The organism is Pseudomonas sp. S37 (assembly GCF_016658545.1).
In the GTDB taxonomy this organism is placed as follows: Bacteria; Pseudomonadota; Gammaproteobacteria; order Pseudomonadales; family Pseudomonadaceae; genus Aquipseudomonas.
Window position 1 is genome coordinate 18,568 of sequence record NZ_JACVZC010000027.1, and the last position, 24,685, is coordinate 43,252.

The window sequence follows — 24,685 nt, forward strand, 5'->3', positions numbered from 1 at the left end:
CTCCCACAGAAACTCCGAAAACTTTCCTGCCAGGATAAAAAATTTCACAAACCTCTAGACCGCTACCCATCACTTCGCCTATAAATCGCCTAAAGGAAAGTTATATTCCTACCAAGAAACACCCTTCGCCTCTGACGAAGCCTCTTTTGCCCTTGTGCCCGACCTGCCCCACTCCACCACGAGGCCTATCCGACATGCACCCCGCTCCCGATCACTTCATCCTGCGCGTCAGTTGCCCGGCCGTGTCCGGCATTGTCGCGGCGGTGACCACTTACCTGGCCGAGCACGGTTGCTACATCAGCGAGATGGCGCAGTTCGACGACGAGGACAACGGGCGCTTCTTCATGCGCGCGGTGTTCCGCTATAACACCGGCACCACTGGCGACACCCCGCAGCTGGAAGCCGGCTTCGGCGATGTCGCCCAGCGCTTCGACATGCAGTGGAGCCTGCACAGTAGCGCCCGGCCGATGCGCGTGCTGCTGATGGTGAGCAAGTTCGACCACTGCCTGTCCGACCTGCTGTACCGGCATGCCAAGGGTGAGCTGGACATGCACATCACCGCCGTGGTCTCCAACCACCTGGACCTGCGCCCGATGGCCGAGCGCCAGGGCATCCGCTTCGTCTACTTGCCGGTGACCAAGGACACCAAGGCCGAACAGGAAGCGGCGCTGCTGCGCATCGTCGAGGACACCGGCACCGAACTGGTGGTGCTGGCGCGCTACATGCAGATCCTGTCCGACGACCTGTGCCGCCAACTGTCGGGTCGGGCAATCAACATCCATCACTCGTTCCTGCCTGGTTTCAAAGGCGCCAAGCCTTACCACCAGGCTTACCAGCGCGGGGTGAAACTGATCGGCGCCACGGCCCACTACGTCACCAGCGACCTCGACGAAGGGCCGATCATCGAGCAGGAAGTACAGCGCGTGGACCACGCCTATGCCCCGGACGACCTGGTGGCCATCGGCCGCGACACCGAGACCATCGCCCTGTCCCGCGCGGTCAAGTACCACCTTGAACACCGCGTGTTCCTCAACCACGACCGCACGGTGATCTTCAAATGAACGCCACTCCCAGCGTCAAGCTGATCGACGGCAAGGCCACCGCGGCGCGGGTACTGGCCGAGGTGCGCGAGCAAGTGCAGCAGCTGCGCAAAGGCGGCGTGCAACCGGGCCTGGCGGTGGTGCTGGTCGGCGCCGATGCGGCCAGCCAGGTGTACGTGCGCAACAAAGTGCTACGCGCCGATGAAGTGGGCATCCGCTCGCTGGAACATCGCCTGCCCGCCGACACCCCCCAGGCCGAACTGCTGGCCCTGATCGAGCGCCTTAACCGCGCTGCCGAGGTCAACGGCATCCTGGTGCAACTGCCTTTGCCTGGGCACATCGACGAACACCGCGTGTTGCAGGCCATCAGCCCGCTCAAGGACGTGGACGGTTTCCACAGCGCGAACGTCGGCGGCCTGGCCCAGGGCCGCGACGTGCTCACCCCATGCACGCCCAGCGGCTGCATGCGCTTGCTGCGCGATGCCTGTGGCGAACTCGGAGGCAAGCACGCCGTAGTGGTCGGCCGCTCGAACATTGTCGGCAAGCCCATGGCGGCTCTGCTGCTGCAGGCCGACTGCACGGTGACCGTGGTGCACTCGCGCAGCCGTGACCTGCCGGCATTGTGCCGCCAGGCCGACATTCTGGTGGCCGCCGTAGGCAAGCCTCGGCTGATCGGTGCCGACTGGCTCAAGCCCGGCGCCGTGGTGATCGACGTCGGCATCAACCGCATTGAGGACGGTGGCCACAGCCGCCTGGTCGGTGACGTCGATTTCGCCGCCGCCCTGCCGCAGGTAGCCGGCATTACCCCGGTGCCCGGCGGCGTCGGTCCGATGACCATCGCCTACCTGATGAAAAACACCCTGCTCGCCCTCGACCTGCAGCAACAGGCCGCCCACCAGGAGCGCACCGCATGCCTTTCGCCCTGCTGAAATACGGCCTGAGCGCCGACTACCCGGTGGAGGTCGACCTGCCGCCACCGTGCGAACTCAAGCCACGCTATGACGTGGTGATCATCGGCGCTGGCGGCCACGGCCTGGCCATCGCCTACTACCTGGCTAAATACCACGGCGTTACCAACGTCGCCGTACTTGAGAAGGCCTACCTGGGTGGTGGCAACACCGCGCGCAACACCGCGGTGATCCGCTCCAACTACCTCACCTCCGAGGGCGTGCGCTTTTACGCCGAATCGGTGCGCATGTTCCAGAACCTGTCGAACGAGTTCGACTTCAACATCATGTATTCCGAGCGCGGCCAACTGACCTTGGCACACACCGATGCCACCGTGCGTGCCTTCCGCCAGCGTGCCGAGGTCAACAAGCACTTCGGCGGCCGTACCGAAATGATCGACCGCCAGCAGATCCGCGAGCTGGTGCCCAACCTGAACCTGGACCCCGGCCACCTGCCGGTGCTGGCCGGCCTTTGGCATATCGACGGCGCCACCGCGCGCCACGACGCGGTGGCCTGGGGCTACGCCAAGCAGGCCGCCAAGCGCGGTGTGGAAATACACCAACTGACCGAAGTGCAGGACTTGCTGATTCGCAATGGCCGCATCGAGGCGGTAAAGACCAACCGCGGCACCGTGCAGTGCGGCTGCGTGGTGCAGGCGGTGGCCGGGGCCAGTTCGCTGCTGATGGCCAAGGCCGGCATCCGTGCGCCGATCCACACCTACCCGCTGCAGGCCATGGTTACCCAACCGTTCAAGCCGTTTCTCGACCCGCTGGTGAGCTCGTCGGCGCTGCACTGCTACGTGCAGCAGACCAGCCGTGGCGAAATCGTCTTCGGCGGCGGCTCCGACCCTTACCCGCTGTACAACACCCGCTCCACCCTTGACCTCAAGGAAAGCCTGCTGGCCCATGCCATCGAGATGTTCCCGTTCATGGCCAACGCCAAGCTGATGCGCCAGTGGGCCGGGATGACCGACATGACCCCGGACTACAGCCCGATCATGGGCCTGTCGCCCGTCGACAATTACTACCTGGACGCCGGCTGGGGCACCTGGGGCTTCAAGGCCACGCCAATCTGCGGCAAGACCATGGCCGAACTGGTCGCCAGTGGTGGCAAGGTGCCCGAGCTGATCGCCCCGTTCGCCCTGGAGCGCTTCAGCCGCTTCCAGCAAGTCAACGAAATGGGCGCCACTGCGGCCAGCCACTAGGAGCACACGACGATGAAGATCCTGATCTGCCCCTTGAACGGCCCGCGCAACATCAGCGAGTTCACTTACGGCGGCGAATTCAAGCACATGCCCGACCCGGCCAGCTGCAGTGACGCCCAGTGGGCCGACTACGTGTTCAACAGCGACAACATGGCCGGCGTGGTCATCGAATGGTGGCTGCACAACGCTTCGAGCTACTGGTTCCTGGCCGAGCGCCACACCGTCAGCGACCAGGTGCTGCGTACCTTCGACCCCAAGGAACTGTTCGACTGCCGCGTCGACTTCACCCCCGCCGCCACTTCGGAGATCGCCGGATGAACAGCCTCACTCGCCTTCCCGCGCCCATGGGCCTGCTGATCGACCGCGAGCGGCCCCTGCGCTTCGAATTCGACGGCCAGGCCTGCCCGGGCTTTGCCGGTGACACCCTTGCCAGCGCCCTGCTCGGCAATGGCCGCTGGCTGCTGTCGCGCTCGTTCAAGTACCACCGCCCACGCGGCCCGCTGAGCATGGCCGGGCAAGATGCCAACACCCTGGTGCAACTGCCAGAAGAACCCAACGTGCTGGCCGACATGGAACCGGCCCGCGACGGCCTGGTGGTGGAGGGGCAGAACTTCAGCGGCAGCCTGACGCACGACCGCGACGCCTACCTGGGCAAGTTTTCGCGCTTCATGCCGGTGGGCTTCTACTACCGCTCGTTCTACAAACCCAAGGGCATGTGGAAGGTCTGGGAACCACTGATCCGCAAGAAGGCCGGCCTGGGCGTGCTCGACCTTGGCTTCAAGCCGCAGTACTACGACAAGGCCTACCTGTTTGTCGATGTGGCCGTGATCGGCGCCGGCCCGGCTGGCTTGCGTGCCGCGCTGGATGCAGCCAATGCCGGGGCCAAGGTGTTGCTGATCGAGCAGCAGCCCGTACTGGGCGGTTCGCTGACCTACGCCCGCTTCGACATTGCCGGCACCCGCGCCGCCAGCCTGCGCCAGGAGCTGCTGGCCGCCGTCGAGGGCCACCCCAACATTCAGGTGTTGCTGCAGGCAACCTGCAACGGCTGGTTCACCGACAATTACCTGCCCGTGATCCAGCACAAGCGCCTGTACAAGGTGCGCGCCGGCCGCTGCCTGGTGGCGGCCGGGTCGTTCGACCAGCCGGTGGTATTCCGCAACAATGACTTGCCGGGGGTGATGCTGACCAGCGCCGCCCAACGACTGATGAAGCTTTATGCGGTCAAGCCGGGCCAACGCGCGGTAATCCTGACCGGCCACGATGACGGCTACCTGGCTGCGCTCGACTTGCAGGAGCAAGGCGTGGCCGTGGCGGCGGTGGTCGACATGCGTGCCGCGCCGGCCGATGCCGCGCTGGCCGCCGAACTGAAGCGCCGCGATATCTCCGTGCTCCTGGGCAGCACCGTGTACGAGGCGCTGCACGAAGCCGGCATGCGCCATGTCAGTGGCGTGGACATTCGCCCGATCACCGGCCAGGGCAAGGTCGGCCCGCATGGCCTGCGCGTAGCCTGCGACCTGCTGTGCATGTCGGCAGGCTACATGCCGGTGTATCAGCTGCTGTGCCAGGCCGGTGGCAAGCTGGCCTATGACGTCAACCGCGACGAGTTCGCCATCAGCAACCTGCCTGCCGGGCTGGATGTCGCCGGCTCGGTGAATGGCCGCCACGCGCTGGCCAATGTGCTGGCCGATGCCGCTCGAGGGGCTGCCGAAGCGGTGGCGGCGCTGGGCCTTGCAACACCGGCGCTGCCAGTGTTCAGCGCCGAGCCCAGGGTCAACTTCCCCTGGCCGATCTTCCCGCACCCCAAGGGCAAGGATTTCGTCGACTTCGACGAAGACCTGCAGGTGCGCGACATTGTCAACGCCACCCGCAGCGGCTACCGCGATGTGCAACTGGTCAAGCGCTTCTCCACGGTTGGCATGGGGCCATCCCAGGGCCGCCATTCCGCGCTACCTACCGCGCGCCTGGTTGCCCACGCCACCGGCCGCAGCATCAGCGAAACCGGAGTGACCACCGCCCGCCCGCCGTTCCAGGCAGAAAAACTCGCGCATGTCGCTGGCCGTGCCTTCGACCCGTACCGACAAACGCCGATGCACCGCCGCCACCTGCAGGCTGGGGCGAAGATGATGCCCGCCGGTATCTGGCAGCGCCCGGCCTATTACGGCAAGCCCGAGGACCGCGAGCGCTGCATGCAGGAAGAGGCCCGCCATGTGCGCGAAAAAGTTGGCCTGATCGACGTCTCCACCCTGGGCGGCCTCGATGTACGCGGGCCGGATGCGGCCGAACTGCTGGAGCGCCTGTATACCTTCGGCTTCGCCAAACTGGCTATCGGCCGCACCCGTTACGCGCTGATGACCAATGAGCATGGCGTGGTGATCGACGACGGCGTCTGTGCCCGCCTGGGCGAACAGCACTTCTACGTCAGCGCCACCACCAGCGGCGTCGACCGTATCTACCAGCAGATGCTCAAGTGGAACGCGCAATGGCGCCTGGACGTGGATATCACCAACGTCACCGCCGCGCTGGCTGCGGTCAACCTGGCCGGGCCGCTGTCACGCCAGGTGCTGGCCAAGGTCTGTGACGATGTCGACCTGTCGGCCGAGGCCTTTCCTTATCTGGGCGTGCGCCTTGGCAAGGTGGCCGGCATCCCCGCGCGGATGCTGCGGGTCGGTTTTGTGGGCGAGCTAGGCTACGAAATACACGTACCGGCACGCCACGCCGAACGCCTGTGGGATGCCTTGATGCAAGCCGGCGCCGGCCTGGGCATTCGCCCGTTCGGCGTCGAGACCCAGCGCTTGCTACGCCTGGAAAAAGGCCATGTGATCATCAGCCAGGACACCGATGGCATGACCCACCCGGCGGAGATCGACATGCAGTGGGCCATCGGCCGCAAGAAACCGTTCTTCGTCGGCAAGCGTTCGATCGAGATCCTTGAAGCGCAGCCGCTCAAGCGCAAGCTGGTCGGTTTCACGCTGCCCAAGGGCAGCCCGCAACCGCTGGAAGGTCACCTGGTACTGGATGGCCCGGACATCAGTGGCAACGTCACCTCCTGCGAGTACTCGCAAACCCTCGGGCAAATCATCGGCCTGGCCTATGCCGGCGCCCACCAGGCCACACCCGGCATGCACATCCCGATCCGTGTGGAAGGCGGCGTGATGGTCAATGCCAAGGTGGTGCCACTGCCATTCCACGACCCCGCCAACCTGCGCCAGGAGCTCTGAGCCATGACCCATTTGCAAGCCGAAGCGTTTATTCCTCGCAGCCCACGGGCGCAGCTCTTGCACACGTGTGCGTTGACTGACCTGACCGAATTGGCCCGGGTCGGGTTCCGTGGCAGTGACAGCGCTGCTTATTTACAGGCGCGTGGCTACCGCTTGCCATCGTTGCCCAATCAGGCCGTGCTCCAGGCGGATGGCGGCTGGGTGGCACGGTTGTCACAGACCGAGTACCTGCTGCTGGGCAGCCTGGCCGATGACGGTACACGGGTGGCTGGCGAAGAAGCCGCGTGGGTGCAGGATGGCCAGCGCAATTACCTGCTGCCGCGTCAGGACAGCCATGCCTGGCTGCAACTGTCGGGGGTGCATGCCAGTGCGGTGATGGCCAAATTGTGCGGGGTGGACTTGCGCGCTGGGGCATTCCCGGTTGGCGCAGTGGCGCAGACTTCGGCGGCGCGGATCAACGTGACTGTGGTGAATGTCGGTGGTGATCAGCGGTCGACGCTGCAGTTGCTGTTTGATCGGGCGTCGCTGGCGTACTTGCGCGAGGCGATGCTGGATGCCATGGATGAATTCAACGGTGGATGGGTCGGGGTGGATGAATTGATGTAAACGGTGAGGCCGCCAACTGTGGCGCCTGAGCCATCGCGGGCCTGGAAGCAAAATCAACAGCCGGGGTAACCGCCCCCACTGGCATGGCAAGGGCCAGAAGCCTGTGGGGGCCTACCGCATCAAGTGCTGTTTCAGGCTATGATCGGTCACCCCGCCGTGGACGCCCTGAACCATGCCCGTAGACCTGCACGCGTTGTACCCCAGGCTGATCCACCTGATGCTCGACACGGTGTTCGTGGTCGACCGGGACAACCAGATCGTCTTCGTCAGCGATGCCTGCGAAGCGCTGCTGGGTTACCGGGCCAGCGAACTGGTCGGCACGTCAATCACCGATTACATGCACCCTGACGACCTGGCCGCCACCCGCGCCTCGATCGTGCGGGTGATGAACGGCCAGCCGCACTACGACTTTCGCAACCGCTACATTCGCAAGGATGGCGGTGTGGTGCACATCCTCTGGGCCGCCAGCTGGTCCGATGAGGCCCAGGCGCGTATCGGCGTGGCGCGGGATGTGACAGCTCAGCACCAGGCCGAGCAAGAACTGCGCTTCCTCGCCCATCACGACCCGCTGACCCGCCTGGCCAACCGGGCCATGTTCAATGAACGGCTGGACACGGCCCTGGCTGCGGCGCGGCGCCACAACCGCCCGCTGGCATTGCTGTTCCTGGACATCAACGACTTCAAGCAGATCAACGACAACCACGGCCACAGTGTGGGCGACCGGGTACTGTGCACGCTGGCCCGGCGCCTGGAAGGCTGTGTGGGGGCAAGCGGCACGGTGGCGCGAATGGGCGGTGACGAGTTCACCGTGCTGCTGCCCGATTGCCCGTCGGCGCAGGCCGTTGCCGAGCAGGTGCAGCACATCCTGGCAGTGATGGACGAACCGCTCGATGCCGAGCTGGCCGGCATCCAGGCGCCCTCCTGCAGCATTGGCGTAGCGCGCTTCCCCGAAGACGGCACGGATGCCGACATGCTGCTGCGCCATGCTGACGGGCACATGTACCGGATCAAGAGGCAGCGCTCCGCAGCCGGCTAACCTACGCTGCGATGATGCTGTCCTGGTAGGCTTGCGCCAACGCCAGCGTGTCGGGAACAGGGGGTGCTTGGTCTGTCTGCAAGCTTGACCTGTGCCCGCATTGAGGCGATCTCCGCAACCAGGGTCGCTTCACGACTGAGCATTTCGAGCACGCAACAACCTCTCTGCTGCATGCTGTTCGATGGCCTGCGTGCAGTAGTGCAGTGCCTGTACCCGCTCTTCCTTTTGCATTGACTCCCTCCTCACACCGCCCCACCATCTCTGACCGAACGCCCCCCGGCCTCCAGTTCGCCACATGCGTTGCCTTCTGGCACTAGACGAATGTCCACACGACGATTTTCCGCCCGGCCATCGAGGGTGTCGTTGCTGCTGACCGGCTGGCTGGCCGCGACACCTTGCACAGCAAAGCAACTGTCCGGGATATTCCCCATACGCTGCATCCAGTCGCGCACGGCTGAGGCGCGGGCACGGGACAGGTCAAGGTTTTTGATCGCATCACCCCGCGCATCCGCGTGCCCGGAGATCACGATCAGCCAACCCGGTTGAGCCTTGATGCCAACCAATGCATTTATCAGCAGCCTGGTTGAACCAGGCTTCAGCTCGGCACTGCCCGGATCGAACAGGTTCAGGCTGTCGAGTTGGATCGGCTCAGGCATGGGGGCGTCTTTGACTTGCATGGATGCCCATTCTTGCCAGCCGAGCCACCCAACAAAGACACTGGTGACCGTCAGTGTCAGCAGCCACGGCAACACCGCGCGCTTCTGCACCACCGGCTCGACCACAAAGGTGTAGGTCGGTGGCGCTGAGACAACTGCGGCGATGGGTGGGCTGAGCGCTGGCGCAGCGGGTGATACCCATGATTGCAACGCAAGCGGCATCGGCACGTCCCTGCTTCCCGACACCCGCTGCATCACGCTGCTGATCTGCTGTCGAAACACCTTCAGCGAAGCCAAGGGGGCGTGGGCAAGCTGCTCCAGGCGGTGCTCCAGCCGCCCCAGTTCAATGATCAGTTCCCTCAACGTCGCCAGGCTCGATCCGCCCCATTCCAGCATTCGGACCAGAGGATGCAACTGAGCAAACAACCAGGCGATGAGATCGAGCCGGGCTGACGCCTGCACCGGCCACAAGCGCGGCCACTCATCCGTGAGGGTACAGAGCAGTGCCACGCCCTCGGTCAAACCCGCGAGCCCCGCACGGTAGCTACGCGCCAGGATAAAGGACACTGCCGTCTGCAGCTCCACCCCGTTCCGCTCGAAGAGCCTCAAGCACAATGCTTCGACTTTTGCCCAGTCGACGTCAGGGCACGCGGGATGATCAAGCTTGGCCAACTCGCCGCGCAACACGTTGAACTCATCAAAACTGGCTGGGTCGCCTCCCAGGCGAATCCGCATTTCAAAAAGCGCCGTCATCTGGCCCCCTCGTCTGTAGGTCTATGGCTTGGTGAGATAGCCTTCCTGCTTCAGGTGACGTACAACCACCCTTCCATCAGGTGCGAGCGTGGTCCCGAAGGTGGCCCGACCACCGCCCTTGATGCGTACGTCGAGTGCGTATTCCAGATGGCCTGGCCGTCGCTGCGTCAGCAACTCGATGCGCACCTCTTCGAGCCGCGGCTCATACCTGCGCAAGGTGCTCACGATGTCATTCATCAAACCGTGGGCAGAGGCCGGCAACCCTTGCAGAACTGTGCCCATGTCCGGCAAGCCATAATCAGGAAGATGGGCGAGCGTTCCGGCCCGGCTGTTTAGAATGCGCTGAAGATTGTCCAGAACCGACAGCGTCAACTGGTCATCCTCACTGACCCGCTGCAGCTCCAGCTCGCCGCTGAAGTTCTGCATCAGCGTTTCGTAAAGCGAAGGGCTTGGCTCGATCATGTGTTCAGTCCTCGGTGCGCGGGCGCAACTTCAAGCGGTTGTCACCCAGTTCAACGACTCTGGGCTGGTCCGGGTCGAGGTCATCACGCTGCAAGGTCAGGCGCCACGCGTTTTCCTCCATATCTGGGTTTCGGAACAAGGCAATCACGGCGATGTACTGAGCCTCCCTGTTCATAGGCGTGCTGAGCTGAGCCGCCTCGCCTGGTTTGACCACTACGGCCTTTTCGTTCAACAGGTCGCCACCCAGCACGCGCTCGCCGTGGCTGACCAGATCGTCGTAGGCTGCCCGGTCCAGTGCCTTGTGATCACGCAACTGGTAGACACGTACCAGCACCGGAACAGACAACCCGCTCATCTCGATGCTGTCAGTATTCATTGCTGAACGGCCGGTGAAATCCAGATGCAGTGTTTTGACTTGCTTGTAGAAAATCGCATGGGCCGTGGAGGCTGTGCCGTCCACGACCTTCTGGGTGAGGCCACAGCCGCCCAGCAGTGTTGCCAGCGCCACGACCGTGAAGCGCTTAGAAGCGGTACGCCACATGTGCTACCTCCCTGTTGCAAGGGTTCGTTTTCAGGCCTTGATAACGGCCCAGGTTGACGGTGATGGTGTGGGCTGTAGCTTCTTCGTCCACCGGCAAACCCAGTACTGCCGTCATCCCCAGCCTGGCTTGCGTACGGCCCAGTACCGGTACGGGTAACAGACGCAGCGGAATCGACAGCTGTAGCCTGGCCGTACAGCGCCACCCCAGGTACACCTCCAGCAGTACTTGCAAGTCGAGCAGCAACTGGCCACCAGGGAGCCACTCGCACGCCTCGTCCGGGTCATGGGTGTGCAGCAACAGGCGCACCTGGCTGTTCGCATCAAGCCCGACTGCGCCTAGCGGTGTGCCTTGGGAAAGACTGACCGGGCTGCCCAGTGCCAGGCTGGCTGGCCGCTCAAGCACCACACGTTGTGGCCAATGGCCGAAAACATGTGCCTGTGTGCCTGGAGCCAGCAGCCTGACCAGCGCTGAAATGCCCTCGGCGTTGCGGGTGGGCAAGCGCATTACGCCGAGCAACGCCAGAAAGCGTGACATGGGCGTGGCGATACGCTCGGCCGTACCCGGTATCCCGAGCCCGATCAAGCCCAACAGGCACTGCGAGGTGGTATCGCCGCCGCCCGCCTGAAAGGTCGCGGGATACGAGTATTTGCGCCAGATCCGGTAGAACTGCGTGAATACCCTGTGGTTGAAGATGTCGAGAAACGCCTCTACGGCTTCGTGGCCCTCGCGGTGCTGGGCGATGTCGTCCAGATAGGCTGTTGGCAGTGGCGAATCGACGCCGTACAAACCCAGTAGCCGCGTCCGTATCGTGATAGGGCGTTCGGGGCAGGTGTCGTCAAACTCTATGGCCTTCAGCTCACCTGCGGGAAACCCCATGCCCGGGTCGGGACGAAAGCGAACCCCGTCATCACCCGGGTGTGCGGTACTGCCTAACGGCGGGTGATCAGCCAGTACCTGCTCCAGTAACTGGCACACGCGATACACGTTGGCCGAGGCAACCTGCCCCTGCAGCACTTGCAAAAGCCCTTCTGCCATCAGCCGGGAATACGCTGACTGTGATGTTCGCTCCATCGCAGGCACCTCCCCGTGGGTTGCAGGATCAACGTCAATTGCGTGCACAAGTGAATGTCGGCATACAAGGCGAAGAACCGGCTGAGCATTTCACCGAACAGGCAAATGTCCCCTTCCCCCGAAAAGCCATTGCTGTCGATCGTCACCTCGATATCCACGCCGCGCAGCAAAAACCCTTTTTCGAAACGCTGGGTAAGGTGATGCCTGACCTCAACGATGGCCTCCAGGCGACGCCGATTGGTTTCGCTACCCGTCCACTCGTACAAGGCCAGCGTGCCGCGCAGCACTTCGGCACTGTTGAGCATGGGCAGGAAGTTCGAGCCCAGATGGCTCAGCACTCGCCAGTGAAAACGGTCACGATTCGGCGGATAGCTCGGAAGCGTGGGTGAAGTCAGGTTGCGCACCTGCAGCCCGGCCTGGGTGGACTGCGCGGCAGCGTCGAGCAACGTACTGCGCAGCGCCTTGCGCGGCAGTTGGCCATTGGTCCCGGTAAGGCGCAGTGACAGGCTTTTGCGCTGGAGCAGCACGTCCTTGTCAAAGCCTTCCCCGCCCAGGATCAGCCAGGTGTCATGCAGGCCATTGGCGCCCTGCCTGAGGCGGGTATGAAAATACCGCTCCGGGGCTTGATCGCGGAGCATGCCGCCCTTGTGGCGAAAGCTGCTGAAGGGCACGTAGTCCTGCCGGACACTGTTCTTCGAACCGGACACCCTGTCCACGGAATAGATTTCCGTGTGCCCGTCCTGCAGCCGCATCGGGCGAAGCAGGTACTCGTTCTGCAGCGGATCCAGGTTGAGTGGGTCGGCTTCCAGCGGAAACAGGTTGATTACTGGAACCGCGTGCAAGCGAATGTGATCCTGATTGGGTATGAAGGCATGCGACCACGCTTCATCGAGCACCACTTCCAACTCAAACCACGGGGCTTGCTCGGGTATTGCAAGCGACTCCAGTCCGCACAGTGTGACGAACATGAACTTCTCACGGAAGGTGAAGTACTCAAGCAACAGTTGATAGCCGCTGAAGGCACTGTCGCCTTTGGGCCAAAGGCGGTCATCGTCGGCGAAGCCCTTGGGCTTGAAATGGCCTTCAAGTATCTGGCGCTCTCCCTCGCCCGGTAATCGCACGTACAGTGCCTTTACCTTCAAGGTCAGTGCTTGATGCAATGCGCTGGCCAACGCTGCATCAGCATTCAGGTACAGCGGTATTCGGGACAGATCCAGCCGACTCCAGTCGGCCAGGTCCCCACAGGCAAATCGCAGGCGCAGCACCGCGCGCCCATCAGGTTCATGGTCCAGACGTACGGCGCTCAGCAGGAGCGGTTGAAGTGTCAAGTCCTGTGTTGTGGAATAGCGGCAGCGGGTACGTTGTGGACCCACTGGCTGAGACAGCACCTGGAAGCCCCTGGCAAGGGTTTCGCTACCCTTCATCTGGCTGACATCTGGCATCAGCTCAACAATGGCCAGCGAGGGGATGGTGCGCAGGTAGTGCGGCCACAGCAGGCTGACCAACCCCTCGGTCAGTTCGGGCAAATCGTCGTCCAGTTTTTCACGCAGGCGCCCCATCAGAAACGCGAAGCCCTCGAATAGTCGCTCCACATAGGGGTCTTGCGCGCCGGGTTTGTCCAGGTTCAGCTGCGCCGCACGGTCCGGGAATGCCTGGGCGAATTCTTTACCCGCTTCGCGCAGGTAGCGCATCTCGGCATCAAAGTATCGCAGGGTTGGGTTGTCCTTAGTCAAAACAGGGTCCTGATCAATGTGAGTTAGCTGCACAGCACCGCAGCACGTACAGGGTCAATGGCGACCAACGCCGCCAGCTGCTGCTCCATCTGCCGTGCCAGGGCCGGCCGATCGGCATCGTTGCGCTGGGCTTTCAAGCGCAGCAGTTTGAGCAAACGTGCCTTGACCTCGAACAGCAGCTCGGGCTCCCAGTCGGTCAGCGCGTGGTGGTGCGCGGTGGTATCCAGCTCAGTGAACAAATGAATAGCCAGTTCGGCCTTGCCGTATTGCTCGGCCACCCGAGCCATCAGCAGGCGCAGCAACCAGCGTTGGCGCCCGGCCTGCGTATCCGGCCGGTTTGCCAGCCAGGCCAGCGCCTGCTCGACCCCCTCGGCATCGGCTTGTGCCAGCGCCTCGGGTTCCAGTGCGAGGATTTCGCAGGGTGCCGTTGGGGTTACCGAGGCTGCAGCAGGCAGCCACTGCGCGGAGTGGCTGTCGCTGACGTGCTGGTTGATCCACTCGCGTGTGGTTTCATCTGCGAAGGCCGAGCCATCGCACCAATACAGCGTGTCTAGCCTAGGCAAGCGCTGCAGCAGCGTGTTCAGGTCGTGTTTGACGATGGCTGCCCAGCTACTGTGCGGATGAGGAGATTTGCTCAAGGCCTGATGCAGATACCATTGCAGGTCCAGCCAGAAGTGGTTGACGCCCTCGCCATACATCCGCTCGGCCTCGTCGATCAATTCGCTCCAGCGTTGCTGCACGTGCAAGCGCTTGAGCTGGGCGCGGTATTCGCCGCGTGGGGGCGCCAGACGGGTAATACCTTGGGCGTCCTGCGGTGGCACCTGGTGCACAGTGTCCCAGCGCAGGCTCTTCATCAGCCGGTGGGCGGCCAGCCAGCCCTCAGGTTGATCGCGCAGGTAGCTCGCCAACTGACGCCCACTGTCCAGCAGGTCTCGCCCAGACTTCACCGACGACGGCTTCAGGCTGTTGGCTGCGTCGCTCGGCACGGATTCATTGCTGGTTTGCGGAACAATCGCATCCACGCCGCCCGCCACTGCCAGGCGGGTAGACAGCGCGGTGTAAAGGCCTTCCAGGCGTGGGCGGTGGTCTTCCGGCCAGTTGCTGAAGCCCTGCTCCAGCCATACCAGTGCCGCCACGGTGCGCTGGACTTCGGCCTTGACCACCTGGGGGTACAGCGACAGCCTGGCCAGCACCCGGCTGCCGGCCAGCCACTCCAGGGCCATCTTCCGGCTGTTGGGGCGCGCTGGCAGGATGTCTGCAGCATAACGCTCCAGCAACGCGGCCAGCAGGCTCAAGCCGTCCGCCAGCCCGGGCTCGCCATCGGTGTGCAGGCGAGCCCAGAGGTAATACGTCGCGACGCGCAGGTCTTTGCAGGCATGTTGCAACAGCCTTTGCCCCAGCTGTGCGACCAGCTCTACATCAGCCCCGGAGAGCCGGTTGACCTCTTCGCGCATGCGCTGAAAATCGTCGTCGTAGCCCGGGTCTTCACCGACGGGCGCGTCGACGCTGATGGGCGACAACCAGGCTTCCCAGCGTTGGCCGTGTTCTCGGGCCAAGGCGAGTGCGTCGCGATCCGGCAGGCAACTGGCGACCAGGCTTTTGAGGCTCATTGCGGGCCTCCGTTCTGGGCGAAACGCGCTTCGTCCACAAGAAAGATGTCCTTGGGCAGGCGGAAACTGCGCAGCTTGAGCAGTGCCAGCGGGCCTTCGCCCAGCTCCGTACGCAGGTGCCAGGTCAGGCCCAGGCCGTCCGGCGCGCTCAGTACCACCCGAAAGCGGCTGTCGCCGTCATCCAGCGAGGTGACGGTGGCCTCCTCCAGCAGGCGTATCAAACCCCAGGTGCCCTGGTAGTCCGCATACAGCCGTTCGCCACCATGGATACCGGTCCAGGTCAGGCTGATGCCGGGGTGGTCACCCTGCCCTGGCCAGCTAAAGCGCTGCCAGCGCTCACGCTGGTTGAAATAATGATGCTTCTCGCCGTTGAGCACGAAGCTGGTTTGCACCAGGTCCTGCACGGGTTTGCCGCGCAGCTCGAAGCTCATGCCCATGCCCCCGTCGGTATAGAGCACATCCGCCAACTGGCTGAGTTGGTTGATTGCTTCCAGAAAGGCAGGGTTGAAACGCAAGCCCTGACTCTGCCGAGGATCGATGACCCAGCGGCTGCCCTCCTTGCGTACCAGGCCGCTGAGCTGCTGATTGAGAAACTGCTCGATACGCCCGGAGTCGGCGCGAATCATCTGCCCGAGCATGGGCAACGATGCATCGCTGCTGGAAGCGGCAAAGGGGTAGCGGTTGTCGAAGGCGGCGTGCCACTCATCGACGATGGCGCGCTGCCAGTCCCGGTTTAGGCCAACAGAAGACGGCTGCAGGATCTGCTGCCAGGCCTGCGTCAACGGCTGCACAAACAGCGCATGGGCTACAGGCCCCCACTCGGCGCCCAGGCTTGCGGCAATCAGGCTGCCGTAAGCCTGCGCATCGGTCAGGTCGACGCCCTTGCCTTGAAACACGGTTTGCGCCAGCGCTTGCGTCATGGCCTGCGGGTCTGGGGCGTTGGTGATCTGCTGAAGCTTCAGTCGCACGCTGGTGACGCGGGTGAGGAAGGCTTGCAGGGTCAGATGGTCATTGCCGGATCGGCCTTCGAGGTCTTTGCCCAGCAAGGCCATCAGTGGGCCGAACGTGCTGTCGAGTGGGCCGTCCGAGGTTTGAACAAGCTGGTCGACCATCGGTGCGGCTTTCTGCCCGACCAGCTTCTGCGCCGACTCGATCAGTGAGTCGGCCAGCGCCTGGCCACGGACACCTGCCTGGCCTTGGTAACTTAAGGTGTTCATCAGGGCGATCAGGGGCGATTGGCGGGCATCGCTCATCACCGTCAATTGGGTGATCACATCATGCAGGCTTGTGCTCTGCTGCCAACGCAGGCTGTTGAGAAAGGCCAGCCAGGCACTGCTGTAATCCCGAAAATAGCGTGCGGTCAGCCGCTCTTTCAGTTGCTCAGGGCTCAGTTCGCCCGCGACATCGCCCACGTTGTCGCTCAGTACCCAGTCGATTTCTTCACGGCGTGCCTTGGCGGCATCATCGATGGCAGACCGGACCTGGCCCTCCCAGGCTTCGCGGGTGAACACGCCGGGGACTTGACCGCGGCTGGTGAACAGGGAGGTTGCGTCCGTGTCACCGACCATCTGCTGCAAGCCCATTGGGGCATAGTGGTTCGCGGCGGTGTCGAGGACGTGCTGGTACAGCGTGGCTTCGGCGTTGCGCTGCCCCAGTTCACCGAGCAGCACCTGGCGAACCTGGCCAATCAACCTGGGGTTGGCCTTGATTGCCCATTCCGGGTGGTTGGGTAGGTGCTCGGCGTAGAACCGCCACATGGCTGGCTGGTTTGCGCCCACACTTCCGACCAGAAATTCTGCATCAGCCTTCTCCGGGCGGGCCAACATCAGGTAGGCCTTGAGCTGGGCATAGGCCTGCTGCGCTCGCTCAGCACGTGCCGGGCTACCTGGTGCGAGCTTGACCAGTGCGGTGAGTTGTCTCTCCAAGTCGGACGCTACCGGGTCACGAAGCAGGCGTTCATTGGCTTCGACATACAGCGGCCAAACCGCCGTACGCAGGTCATCAGAGCGGTTCAGGCCAAAGCGTTGGTACCAAGGTGCTCCATGCTCGCTGCGGTAGCTCAGGCGGGACAGTTCACGTACCAGCTCAGCCAGGGCGTGCGACGGATCGCTACCGACCTCTGGCTGTTGCAGCGCCCGATAGGCAGCTTCCACACGGCCGACTTCGACACGATTGCTGGTGAATGAAACCAACAAACCAATGCCCCAGACAGCGGCTAGCCCGAGCGCCGAGGCGTAGGCGATTCTTAGCGGGTTCCAACCCAATCTACGAGGTCGGGCAGAACGGTCACTGAGAACTCCAGACCAAGCAGGATCTTCAGGCCAATGGTGCTCAAGCACCTTCGGCGAATTTCGTCGAGTCCGCAGGCTGAACCAAAGGCCCCTGAGTTGTACACCTCGAACGGCCCTACCTGACAATGATTCCAGCACGTGGCGCCAAAGTACTGCGCCGTCGCCCTGTAGGCCGCGTGCAAGTCGCAGCAGGAAGTCGTGGTCCGCACGGCTCTGCATCTGCGCCAAACCCTGCTCGCGCATCCTGCGTTGCAGGTCGCCCACACGTTCATCCCAGTGAGCAACAGATCGTTGGCCTGGCAGCGTACAACCGACCGCTGTCACATTACGCCCTGGCTGCTCCCAGTCACTTTCGCAGACGCGCCACAGGTGCAAAGGTAGTGCCCTGCCAAAATAGCGGCCTATGTCTTGCAGTCGGCGAAAACTGCTACTCATTGAACTGCGGTCATCGGTTTGACGATCAGTTAGCGCCCAGACGAGCGCATCAATACCCCGCCAACCGAACTGCCGTCGCCATTTTTCGAGCAACTGAGTGTCTAGAGTAGTTGAAACGCTCCCCCCATAAAGCAGTACGACGCTTCGCGCTTCCAGCCAGAGCTCATCGACCAACCCAGGTGCAATGGAGTTCACCTCGGAGGGCCCTCCAACCACCAATAGCAAATCCACCTTTCGGCGCCATAACCAACCGTAGCGCTGGTGCAAGAGCCAGCGAATTTTAGCGATATTTTCAGGAGTCATATCATCCTGAGAAACGAACACCGGTTTGCTCTCCGATGCAAAGCCGCTTTTTTTTACAACTAAGCGGGCGTAAGCCAAGCCCCCTATACGACGTATGAAAATCCAGCCGCAGGCCCCTGCAATAAATACAAAAACACCGACAACAAAAATCAACCAAAATAACTCTTCGCTCTTGCCAAAGCCGAAAAAACCGCCACCCCCCTCAAAACGAAGCAATAGCAATCCGCATAGCACCAGAAACACAACAAACACTAGAGCGCAAATTAACGCAACCAGCCCCACTCGCTTCTTATTCATAAGAACCCCTAGTGAAAAAGTGGTGAGGCAGGTGTGACTACGAACACCCATATATCAGATCTTGAAAAAACCTCTCCACTGACAACGAACTGCGCGCCCGCCCCGGCCTGAATAGCTTGTGTTACGATAGTGATTACCAGCCAAGGGGCCACGTTACCTGCATGTCCGAGAAGCAAATCCAGATCATGCATATTTTTACCTACGCTATCTGGCAACCGTGCGCCCGCAATCATCATTGCCACCAACGAACTCAGGTGAACATCAACTCCTACCCTCCATACATGCTCAACCGACGAGGCCTCTATGGGTACCCAACCTAACGCCTGCAGCGCGCAATCACTAGCCTCGCAACTAGGCCCTCGTATCAATTCAGGGCGATGTATAAAAGCAATCGGAGTATGGTAGCGCGGAGCCTCACTGCCTCCAAGCAGCAGCCCTGTTACAACTTCAGCAGTTCCCTTGGGTTGCTCAGGAAGAAACTGAAACGCGACCACAAGGAGAATGGCATTTTGCCCACAATCTTGATCTAGCCATTTATCTACAACACCTAAACCCGAGTCATCAATAGCCACTAAGGACTGTCTTATGCCAGACTGCCTCCAAACATACTGCCAGATACGGCGCAATCTCCCCTCTTCCAGTTCACTGTCCGACTCCAACAAAAAATTGAGTACTAGGTCATCTGGCATTTTTGACAAGGTCCGTGCCAGGTCACATAAAACCACCGTAAGAGCTTCAATCAGTACACTCTCAGGATCAGCATCACCATCGCTTTGTAAACGGCTATGGCGCACTGGAGCACCATCCAGCCTGAAAGGTTGTGTTCTGATCACTTTCTCACCTGACATTAAGCCCGCCATTCGCTGTTCGTCTATTGCGCCCTGTGGACTAAAGGCCGTGCACATTCGAGCCTCAAGCACTTGTAACGAGCGTCGACCTTTTTGATACCTAAGCCTCAAATCTTGAGCACGCGCGTCGTCCCACCCATCAGCAAGGCGGACCTGATTGATATAAGTCAGCCCCCGCACACAGACGGATGTTAGCCAGATCAAAAATGAGACACCAAACACTGCCCACAGGTTTTCCCTTCGACCCCAATAATTCGCAAATAAAAAATCAAACAATAAACCTACAAGCATGAGCACAAGTAAAAAACTTGCCCACAGTAATAAACGGGGGCGTTTCGGCCTTAGAGCCAACCCTGGAACATCCTCAAGCCCAACAGCCATTATCCACTCACCCCGGCGCTCATCAAGGACGATACTAAAGTGCATCCACATCCACAACGGTGTCCCTCAAAAGCAACCGGGAGGCCATCATCTATAAAATCTTGACGTCCTTCTGCAACTGCCGCATTCCCATGCCCAACAACCGGGCAATATACGGGATCGCCCTCACGAGCGACCTGAACACCGTTGAACATCATTGATGACGAGGAGGATAGAATTACACCACCGCCTGTGTTTTTATCCCCCACTCGAATTATCCCTTTCATGGCTATACCTCTAAAGCTGTTTAAAAACGCACTTACTCGGCCTCGCTACACTCAAACACATCCGAAGCACAAAATAACTCCCCACACACTCTATAAAGTGTAGAGCTCAACGAACGACCATAAGTATCTTTCCTGCTAAACCATTCAATCGAAAAGCCATCTTGATTCCATTCAATAGAGGAGAAGTCATTATCTTGCTCCTCTAGCCCTGAGTTCTGGCTAGCCAGCGAAATGGACTCTAAGCAACTGCTCACCAAAATTCTGGAACTCATCTTGCCATTGCTTCTCATTATCTGAAGCCACACCTCAGCACCCGAACCGCACCCTCCCTCTGGGTTGCCTGGACTGGAATCTGCAACCTGAAGAACAGAAAAATATCCATTCACACCGACATAGTGCTGCACGCCATCAAAGAATACCCCCCTAACTTCGACAGGCACTTTAAATATTTGCTCACCGCCCGACTTCGTCTTCACCACCACCTTGCCATTTTTTGCTTCAAACCAAGGCAGTTCGCTTGCGGAGGCAGTGACACATGCCACAGCCAAGTAAAAAGCTGCAAAGACTGCTACTCCTTTACTCTTTAAGGACGTGATCAGCGTAACAAACCCCGCTGTATTGCCACGGATGATCCGCTGACTGCCCCTTACCGCCATCCTTGTACTTCTCTTTATCTCTCTCATGCAGTTCAGCCTCTGTCTTCCCTTCATTTTTATCCTTACTCATAGACCAACCAATATTTCCAGTCGCAGAGTCACATAATAAGTTCTTCTTTCTAATCCAAACTTCTGCCTCTTGGTCCCACTGATGATATGAGCCACCATTCCAACGACTAAATATCTCATGCATTAATTGGTCATCCGTGTACTCTCTACCTTGCTGACCGAGATATTTTTTTGCTGCCGCGACCTTTTCTTTGTATATAGTTGACCCACCCAGAATATTTGCTTTCCAGCTCCATACCTGCTCGTAGCTCGGAGCAGGGTTAGTCATCTGCGTGATACCATACCCTTTATCAAAAGCGGCGATTGGCTCACCATCTAAATTGATAAAATGCTTGGTATTTGTTTCTTGCTCTAACAGCTTTTCGAAACCTTCCATATCTTCCAGTTCAGCAACGTACTGAGCGACCGTCTCCTTAGAAGGATTCACGCCCTTGATGACAACGGTTCTCCTTATACTCTCACGCCCATTTGTCACACCAACAGTTAGTCGCCCACCTAAAACTTCTCCCGAAAATTCCGCGACCCATACATTATTGCGCGTAACAAAGGAGCCTGACTGATTAAACGTCTGCAAGATACTATTCTTACGCGCCCGCTCTCTGAGACCGCTAACTTTCGCCTCCCATTCAACACTCCAAGACCAACTCAGATCATTTCCGTTGTTCCCCCTGACCTCAAAAGTAATGTCTGGAAGTTCGGCCTGATCTGTCAGATTGAATATCGAACTATCCGCAGGGCGCACCCAAGATAAACCTTCACCCGCAGAGAGCACCCTGACACGACTTCCGTCTCGCGCATTACTGCTCGCACCATTAGAAACTTGCTGCATAACAACCTCACACATTATAATTTTGCGAACTAGACAAACCACCCAATCAGACACATATATTTAACGCACTCAAACCAGGGAGGACAACACGAGCAATGAGCACAACTAAAACCACTAACGCCGCCCATTTGCGTCGACTCAAAGAGACGCAGAAAACCATCAAACCATTGAACAGAGGACCTAAGCCATTAACTTGCCAGCACGAACCGCCCCCTTTAATTATTTTTGTTTACTATTTCCCTACCGAAAACCAGCGAGAAGACTTCTTCTTTTGAAGTTCTTATTCGTTCGGTACACCCCTGCCCATCAGTCATACCTTCCCATATTTTACCGGACTCACTGACAACTCTGTATGGCATTCCTACTAATGGATTCTTTCCTTTTTCATCGAAAATTTGAAATTGCTCATCAAATTCCAGCGGCGGGACCACCGTCATTGGCAAACTGGCAACTGCAATATCTTTTGATGTTGCGCTCAACCGTTCAAAGTGCGCCGATCTGATTAGGTAGTCGCCTTCTGTGCCTGATTCAATACTGCAGGCATCAATCGCTATGTAGCTGCCACCCGCATTAAGCGTAATTTTCTTCTTGGCAATAATTCGTACTTCATCTTCAGTGCTAGCGATCTCTAATCCATGTCGAGCCATTAGCGACAACGCATCGTTCTGTGCCTGAACACTCACCGGCCCTTGGTTGGCTATGAGCTTGATACCCAACTTGCGAACAAACACACTAAGCCCCTGCCCCACACCCACGAACAAGCGCTTGACCACACTCATATCGGCTTCGGCACCCGCGTTGAGCATCAGGTTTTTCTGGGCAGCCAGTTGCAGATGCCCGCCACTGCTCAGCGAGATACCTTGCCTTGCACTGAGCAACAATACGGAAGACTTGAGTTGTTCCAGATCCTGCTTGAGCAGATCCAATTGAGCCTGAACATCCGCGGGCTGGGGCGAGTGCCACACTACTGCTGATGCCGCTGCAGCGGGTTTGGCCGTTGAGGAAGCGTTCATGATTCAGGCGCGCGTAGAAGTAGCCACTCTCGCTTTCCAGGTCCTCATCCTGGGCAATTGCGTCACCCAGCGCGGTGTAGGGTTCGCCGTAGTGGTAACCCTCGCCATAGGTGGTCGTCGCACCCCGGCTGTGATCCACGTCCCCGTCAAGGAAAGCTCCGGCATCGCGGTGGTGATAAGCACGCACGTTGATGTGCTGCTCCACCACCTCATGGCTGACCTGCAGCGCCCAGGCGCCATCCTGGCCGTTGCTGGCCAGGCCAGACAGGGGGCGGAGCGGCAGGCTGACGTCGAACTGGTAATGCTGTTGGTGATCGTGAAACTCGACAACATCGATAAACAGCTTGTCGTTGTGGGTGAAGCGGTACCAGATGCCTACCTCTGCCAACAGGCGGCTGATGAAGGCAAGGTCACTTTCACCGTATTGCATGACCTGTTCGCGTTTGGGGTATTCGCGTACCAGGTTGAACAGAAAGTGCTGCCCCTCGAACTGGTGGCGGCTGCGCAGGATGCTTTCGACAATTTCCGGAACCGACTGATGCTGGTAGATCCGGTCTTGCTTGCCACGGCTGAGCAACGCCACCACCCCTGCCACGGGCGTGGTTGCACTGTCCTTGTAGCGCGAGGTTACCGCGCCCGTCGTGGCGTAATTGCGCGATTCGATTGCCTGGCGGCGCACACCCAAGGTCAACTGCAGCCGGTCATCGAGTACAGCCAGGGTGTCGGTCAGCGCCACACCAGACAACTCGGCTTCAGATACCCGGTCCACCTTGGGCGCTGCAATGTACTGCTTGGGCACATCGACCGGATGGTAAATGTTCGAGAGGATTTCCGTGCCGTTGTTGATACCGCGTGACAGCTCATCTTCGTAACGGGTAGCCATCACCGTCAGGGTGTGGTTGACCGGCCCGGTTTCGAACAGCCCGCGCATGCCGACATCAGCGGTGGAGCGGTCGACATTGAACTTGTAATAGCCCGGTATGTTGCTGGTATCGCCTGCCGCGTTGAGAATCCGGGGCACCTGGTCGGACATCCGCTTCACATCTGCACGGCCACCCCCGGCGTGGGCAAACACTGTCAACGAATCGCTGAGGTCATATTCCCCACCCAGCAAGGCAGACTGCTCACGGGTATTGGACCAGCCCCAGTCTTGCGGCAGGTTGGTACGGCCATTGGCGGCAGACGGCACATCGATACCGCTGGCAACGGTGAACGGCCGCGAGGCGGCGTCCCAACGCTCCTTCTGGCTGATGAAGTCCAGGTTCAGGCGCAGCCGATCGCCTTGGTAATCCAGGGCGATGGCACCGATATCCAGCGCGCGCTGCTGGTCGTCGATGGCCGTGTCACCCTGGGCGAGGCTGCCGTTGAACCGCACGCCCCATTGCCGTTGTTCGCCGAAACGGCGGCTGATGTCGAGGTGCCCGCCCACCTGGGTATCCGAGCTGTAGCTGGCCGTGAAGCGCGTCAGGTCTTCGGCCAGCGCACGCTTGGGCACGATGTTGATCACGCCGCCCACGCCGCTGTTTGGCGAGATGCCATACATCAACGCCCCCGGCCCCTTCAGCACCTCGACCCGCTCGGCATACTCGGTGAACACCCGGTAGTTGGGTGCCACACCGTACACGCCATCAAACGCCAGTTCGCCAAGGTTGCCCTCACCCACGGCAAAACCGCGAATGAAGAACGAGTCGACAATGCCACCGGCCTGGCCGGTAGAGCGCACGGAAGGGTCACGTTCAAGGGCATCGGCCACGGTGACCGTCTGCAGGTCGGCGAGTGTTTTTGCCGTGTAGCTGGTGACATTGAAGGGCGTATCCATCACGTCCTTGTTGCCCAGCATGCCTAGCCGCCCGCCCCGGGCGACCTGGCCGCCTGCGTAGGCTTCAGGCAGCGTGTCGGCGCGCAGGCTGCTGGCATCGATGGTGGTGGCGTCCAGCGTAACGCCATCGCCACCGCTGGCCGGCCTGACCAGTGTGTAGTTGCCATTGCCCAATGCCACCAGTTCAAGGCCGGTGCCGGCAAGCAAGCGTGCCATGCCCGCGCGGGTCGACCAGGCACCGCTGAGGCCGGGGCTGTGCATGCCGCTGGTCAATGCTGGCTCGAACGAGAGCGCAACACCCGATGCCAGGGCAAAACTGGACAACACTCGCCCCAAAGGGCCTGGGGCGATTTCATAATTGCGGGTGGCCACGGCATCCAGCGGCTGCGCGACTGCTGATACCACGTAGCCGGCCCCTGCCAGCATCACAGCACTGAACAGAGTGCTGCGCACAGCAACAGCTAAGGCACGCTCACGGTATGGACGGCTTGCAACAGGCATGACAGGTGGGTCCTTCTGGCTGGGAATGGAGGCGTTCATCCCTATTGCCAGCCGAGGCTGAAAAAAGTATCACCCGGACAGCATTTTTTTGCCTCGGG

The 24,685-nt window shown here is 60.5% G+C and carries 20 protein-coding genes; 7 read left to right on the forward strand and 13 right to left on the reverse strand.

Translation table 11 applies throughout. The features are described 5' to 3' along the window. Positions 1-194: 194 nt before the first annotated feature. From purU to IAE39_RS11685, 7 genes are all read left to right on the forward strand, one after another. The gene (purU, locus tag IAE39_RS11655) at positions 195-1,061 is read left to right on the forward strand and encodes a formyltetrahydrofolate deformylase (RefSeq protein ID WP_201202423.1); all 867 of its coding nucleotides are present in this window, start codon (positions 195-197) and stop codon (positions 1,059-1,061) included. Beyond that, positions 1,058-1,969, forward strand: a complete 912-nt coding sequence (folD, locus tag IAE39_RS11660; RefSeq protein WP_201202425.1) for a bifunctional methylenetetrahydrofolate dehydrogenase/methenyltetrahydrofolate cyclohydrolase FolD — start codon at positions 1,058-1,060, stop codon at positions 1,967-1,969. Before purU ends, folD begins: the two co-directional genes overlap by 4 nt. Then, positions 1,951-3,192, forward strand: a complete 1,242-nt coding sequence (locus IAE39_RS11665) for an FAD-dependent oxidoreductase (protein WP_201202427.1) — start codon at positions 1,951-1,953, stop codon at positions 3,190-3,192. Before folD ends, IAE39_RS11665 begins: the two co-directional genes overlap by 19 nt. A 12-nt stretch (positions 3,193-3,204) precedes the next feature. Further along, entirely contained in the window at positions 3,205-3,510 is a 306-nt protein-coding gene (locus IAE39_RS11670; protein WP_201202428.1) for a sarcosine oxidase subunit delta, read from the forward strand. Further along, complete coding sequence (locus tag IAE39_RS11675; RefSeq protein ID WP_201202429.1) at positions 3,507-6,410, forward strand: 2Fe-2S iron-sulfur cluster-binding protein; 2,904 nt, start codon at positions 3,507-3,509, stop codon at positions 6,408-6,410. The genes IAE39_RS11670 and IAE39_RS11675 overlap by 4 nt, the downstream gene beginning before the upstream one ends. 3 nt (positions 6,411-6,413) lie before the next feature. Then, on the forward strand, positions 6,414-7,016 hold the full coding sequence (locus IAE39_RS11680; protein ID WP_201202430.1) for a sarcosine oxidase subunit gamma: 603 nt from the start codon (positions 6,414-6,416) through the stop codon (positions 7,014-7,016). Between the two features lie 172 nt (positions 7,017-7,188). Further along, positions 7,189-8,052, forward strand: a complete 864-nt coding sequence (locus IAE39_RS11685; protein ID WP_201202434.1) for a sensor domain-containing diguanylate cyclase — start codon at positions 7,189-7,191, stop codon at positions 8,050-8,052. A 242-nt stretch (positions 8,053-8,294) separates the two neighbouring features. Here the strand turns inward: IAE39_RS11685 and IAE39_RS11690 are convergent, their stop codons facing one another. The 13 genes from IAE39_RS11690 to vgrG all read right to left on the reverse strand — a co-directional run bounded on the left by IAE39_RS11690 (position 8,295) and on the right by vgrG (position 24,587). After that, positions 8,295-9,461: an OmpA family protein gene (locus tag IAE39_RS11690; protein ID WP_201202436.1), complete on the reverse strand. Its 1,167-nt coding sequence runs from the start codon at positions 9,459-9,461 to the stop codon at positions 8,295-8,297. Positions 9,462-9,482: 21 nt separating this feature from the next. Beyond that, a complete protein-coding gene (tssE, locus tag IAE39_RS11695) occupies positions 9,483-9,923 on the reverse strand; it encodes a type VI secretion system baseplate subunit TssE (protein WP_201202444.1) in 441 nt (146 codons plus the stop codon). 4 nt (positions 9,924-9,927) lie between these two features. Further along, complete coding sequence (gene tssJ, locus IAE39_RS11700; RefSeq protein ID WP_201202445.1) at positions 9,928-10,464, reverse strand: type VI secretion system lipoprotein TssJ; 537 nt, start codon at positions 10,462-10,464, stop codon at positions 9,928-9,930. Beyond that, entirely contained in the window at positions 10,445-11,536 is a 1,092-nt protein-coding gene (gene tssG, locus IAE39_RS11705; protein WP_201202449.1) for a type VI secretion system baseplate subunit TssG, read from the reverse strand. The genes tssJ and tssG overlap by 20 nt, the downstream gene beginning before the upstream one ends. After that, positions 11,500-13,269, reverse strand: coding sequence for a type VI secretion system baseplate subunit TssF (gene tssF, locus IAE39_RS11710; protein ID WP_201202453.1), 1,770 nt, complete (start codon positions 13,267-13,269; stop codon positions 11,500-11,502). Before tssF ends, tssG begins: the two co-directional genes overlap by 37 nt. Positions 13,270-13,292: 23 nt before the next feature. Continuing rightward, positions 13,293-14,879 (reverse strand): type VI secretion system protein TssA, encoded by a 1,587-nt coding sequence (tssA, locus tag IAE39_RS11715; RefSeq protein WP_201202458.1) that lies wholly within the window; start codon positions 14,877-14,879, stop codon positions 13,293-13,295. Further along, a complete protein-coding gene (locus IAE39_RS11720) occupies positions 14,876-17,908 on the reverse strand; it encodes an ImcF-related family protein (RefSeq protein ID WP_236548533.1) in 3,033 nt (1,010 codons plus the stop codon). The genes tssA and IAE39_RS11720 overlap by 4 nt, the downstream gene beginning before the upstream one ends. A 305-nt stretch (positions 17,909-18,213) precedes the next feature. Beyond that, positions 18,214-19,479 carry a hypothetical protein gene (locus tag IAE39_RS11725; RefSeq protein WP_201202462.1) on the reverse strand — a complete coding sequence of 422 codons (1,266 nt, stop codon included), beginning with the start codon at positions 19,477-19,479 and terminating at the stop codon, positions 18,214-18,216. Then, positions 19,434-19,700, reverse strand: a complete 267-nt coding sequence (locus IAE39_RS11730) for a PAAR domain-containing protein (RefSeq protein WP_201202464.1) — start codon at positions 19,698-19,700, stop codon at positions 19,434-19,436. Before IAE39_RS11730 ends, IAE39_RS11725 begins: the two co-directional genes overlap by 46 nt. A 32-nt stretch (positions 19,701-19,732) precedes the next feature. Continuing rightward, entirely contained in the window at positions 19,733-20,383 is a 651-nt protein-coding gene (locus IAE39_RS11735) for a hypothetical protein (protein ID WP_201202495.1), read from the reverse strand. Further along, positions 20,277-21,254 (reverse strand): hypothetical protein, encoded by a 978-nt coding sequence (locus IAE39_RS11740; protein ID WP_201202466.1) that lies wholly within the window; start codon positions 21,252-21,254, stop codon positions 20,277-20,279. Before IAE39_RS11740 ends, IAE39_RS11735 begins: the two co-directional genes overlap by 107 nt. Positions 21,255-21,469: 215 nt before the next feature. Next, complete coding sequence (locus IAE39_RS29650) at positions 21,470-22,105, reverse strand: DUF2345 domain-containing protein (RefSeq protein ID WP_236548535.1); 636 nt, start codon at positions 22,103-22,105, stop codon at positions 21,470-21,472. Further along, complete coding sequence (vgrG, locus tag IAE39_RS11750; protein WP_236548530.1) at positions 21,987-24,587, reverse strand: type VI secretion system tip protein VgrG; 2,601 nt, start codon at positions 24,585-24,587, stop codon at positions 21,987-21,989. The genes IAE39_RS29650 and vgrG overlap by 119 nt, the downstream gene beginning before the upstream one ends. Positions 24,588-24,685: the final 98 nt, after the last annotated feature.

Bases quoted from the DNA above. Each gene is read 5' to 3' on its own strand.
- IAE39_RS11685 (WP_201202434.1), top strand. From the start codon at position 7,189: ATGCCCGTAGACCTGCACGCGTTGTACCCCAGGCTGATCCACCTGATG.
- vgrG (WP_236548530.1), bottom strand. From the start codon at position 24,587: ATGCCTGTTGCAAGCCGTCCATACCGTGAGCGTGCCTTAGCTGTTGCT.
- IAE39_RS11725 (WP_201202462.1), bottom strand. From the start codon at position 19,479: ATGCACTTTAGTATCGTCCTTGATGAGCGCCGGGGTGAGTGGATAATG.
- IAE39_RS11670 (WP_201202428.1), top strand. From the start codon at position 3,205: ATGAAGATCCTGATCTGCCCCTTGAACGGCCCGCGCAACATCAGCGAG.
- IAE39_RS11720 (WP_236548533.1), bottom strand. From the start codon at position 17,908: ATGACTCCTGAAAATATCGCTAAAATTCGCTGGCTCTTGCACCAGCGC.
- tssA (WP_201202458.1), bottom strand. From the start codon at position 14,879: ATGAGCCTCAAAAGCCTGGTCGCCAGTTGCCTGCCGGATCGCGACGCA.
- folD (WP_201202425.1), top strand. From the start codon at position 1,058: ATGAACGCCACTCCCAGCGTCAAGCTGATCGACGGCAAGGCCACCGCG.
- IAE39_RS11735 (WP_201202495.1), bottom strand. From the start codon at position 20,383: ATGAGAGAGATAAAGAGAAGTACAAGGATGGCGGTAAGGGGCAGTCAG.
- purU (WP_201202423.1), top strand. From the start codon at position 195: ATGCACCCCGCTCCCGATCACTTCATCCTGCGCGTCAGTTGCCCGGCC.
- tssG (WP_201202449.1), bottom strand. From the start codon at position 11,536: ATGGAGCGAACATCACAGTCAGCGTATTCCCGGCTGATGGCAGAAGGG.
- IAE39_RS11680 (WP_201202430.1), top strand. From the start codon at position 6,414: ATGACCCATTTGCAAGCCGAAGCGTTTATTCCTCGCAGCCCACGGGCG.
- IAE39_RS11675 (WP_201202429.1), top strand. From the start codon at position 3,507: ATGAACAGCCTCACTCGCCTTCCCGCGCCCATGGGCCTGCTGATCGAC.
- IAE39_RS11740 (WP_201202466.1), bottom strand. From the start codon at position 21,254: ATGCAGCAAGTTTCTAATGGTGCGAGCAGTAATGCGCGAGACGGAAGT.
- IAE39_RS11730 (WP_201202464.1), bottom strand. From the start codon at position 19,700: ATGAAAGGGATAATTCGAGTGGGGGATAAAAACACAGGCGGTGGTGTA.
- IAE39_RS11665 (WP_201202427.1), top strand. From the start codon at position 1,951: ATGCCTTTCGCCCTGCTGAAATACGGCCTGAGCGCCGACTACCCGGTG.
- IAE39_RS11690 (WP_201202436.1), bottom strand. From the start codon at position 9,461: ATGACGGCGCTTTTTGAAATGCGGATTCGCCTGGGAGGCGACCCAGCC.
- tssE (WP_201202444.1), bottom strand. From the start codon at position 9,923: ATGATCGAGCCAAGCCCTTCGCTTTACGAAACGCTGATGCAGAACTTC.
- tssJ (WP_201202445.1), bottom strand. From the start codon at position 10,464: ATGTGGCGTACCGCTTCTAAGCGCTTCACGGTCGTGGCGCTGGCAACA.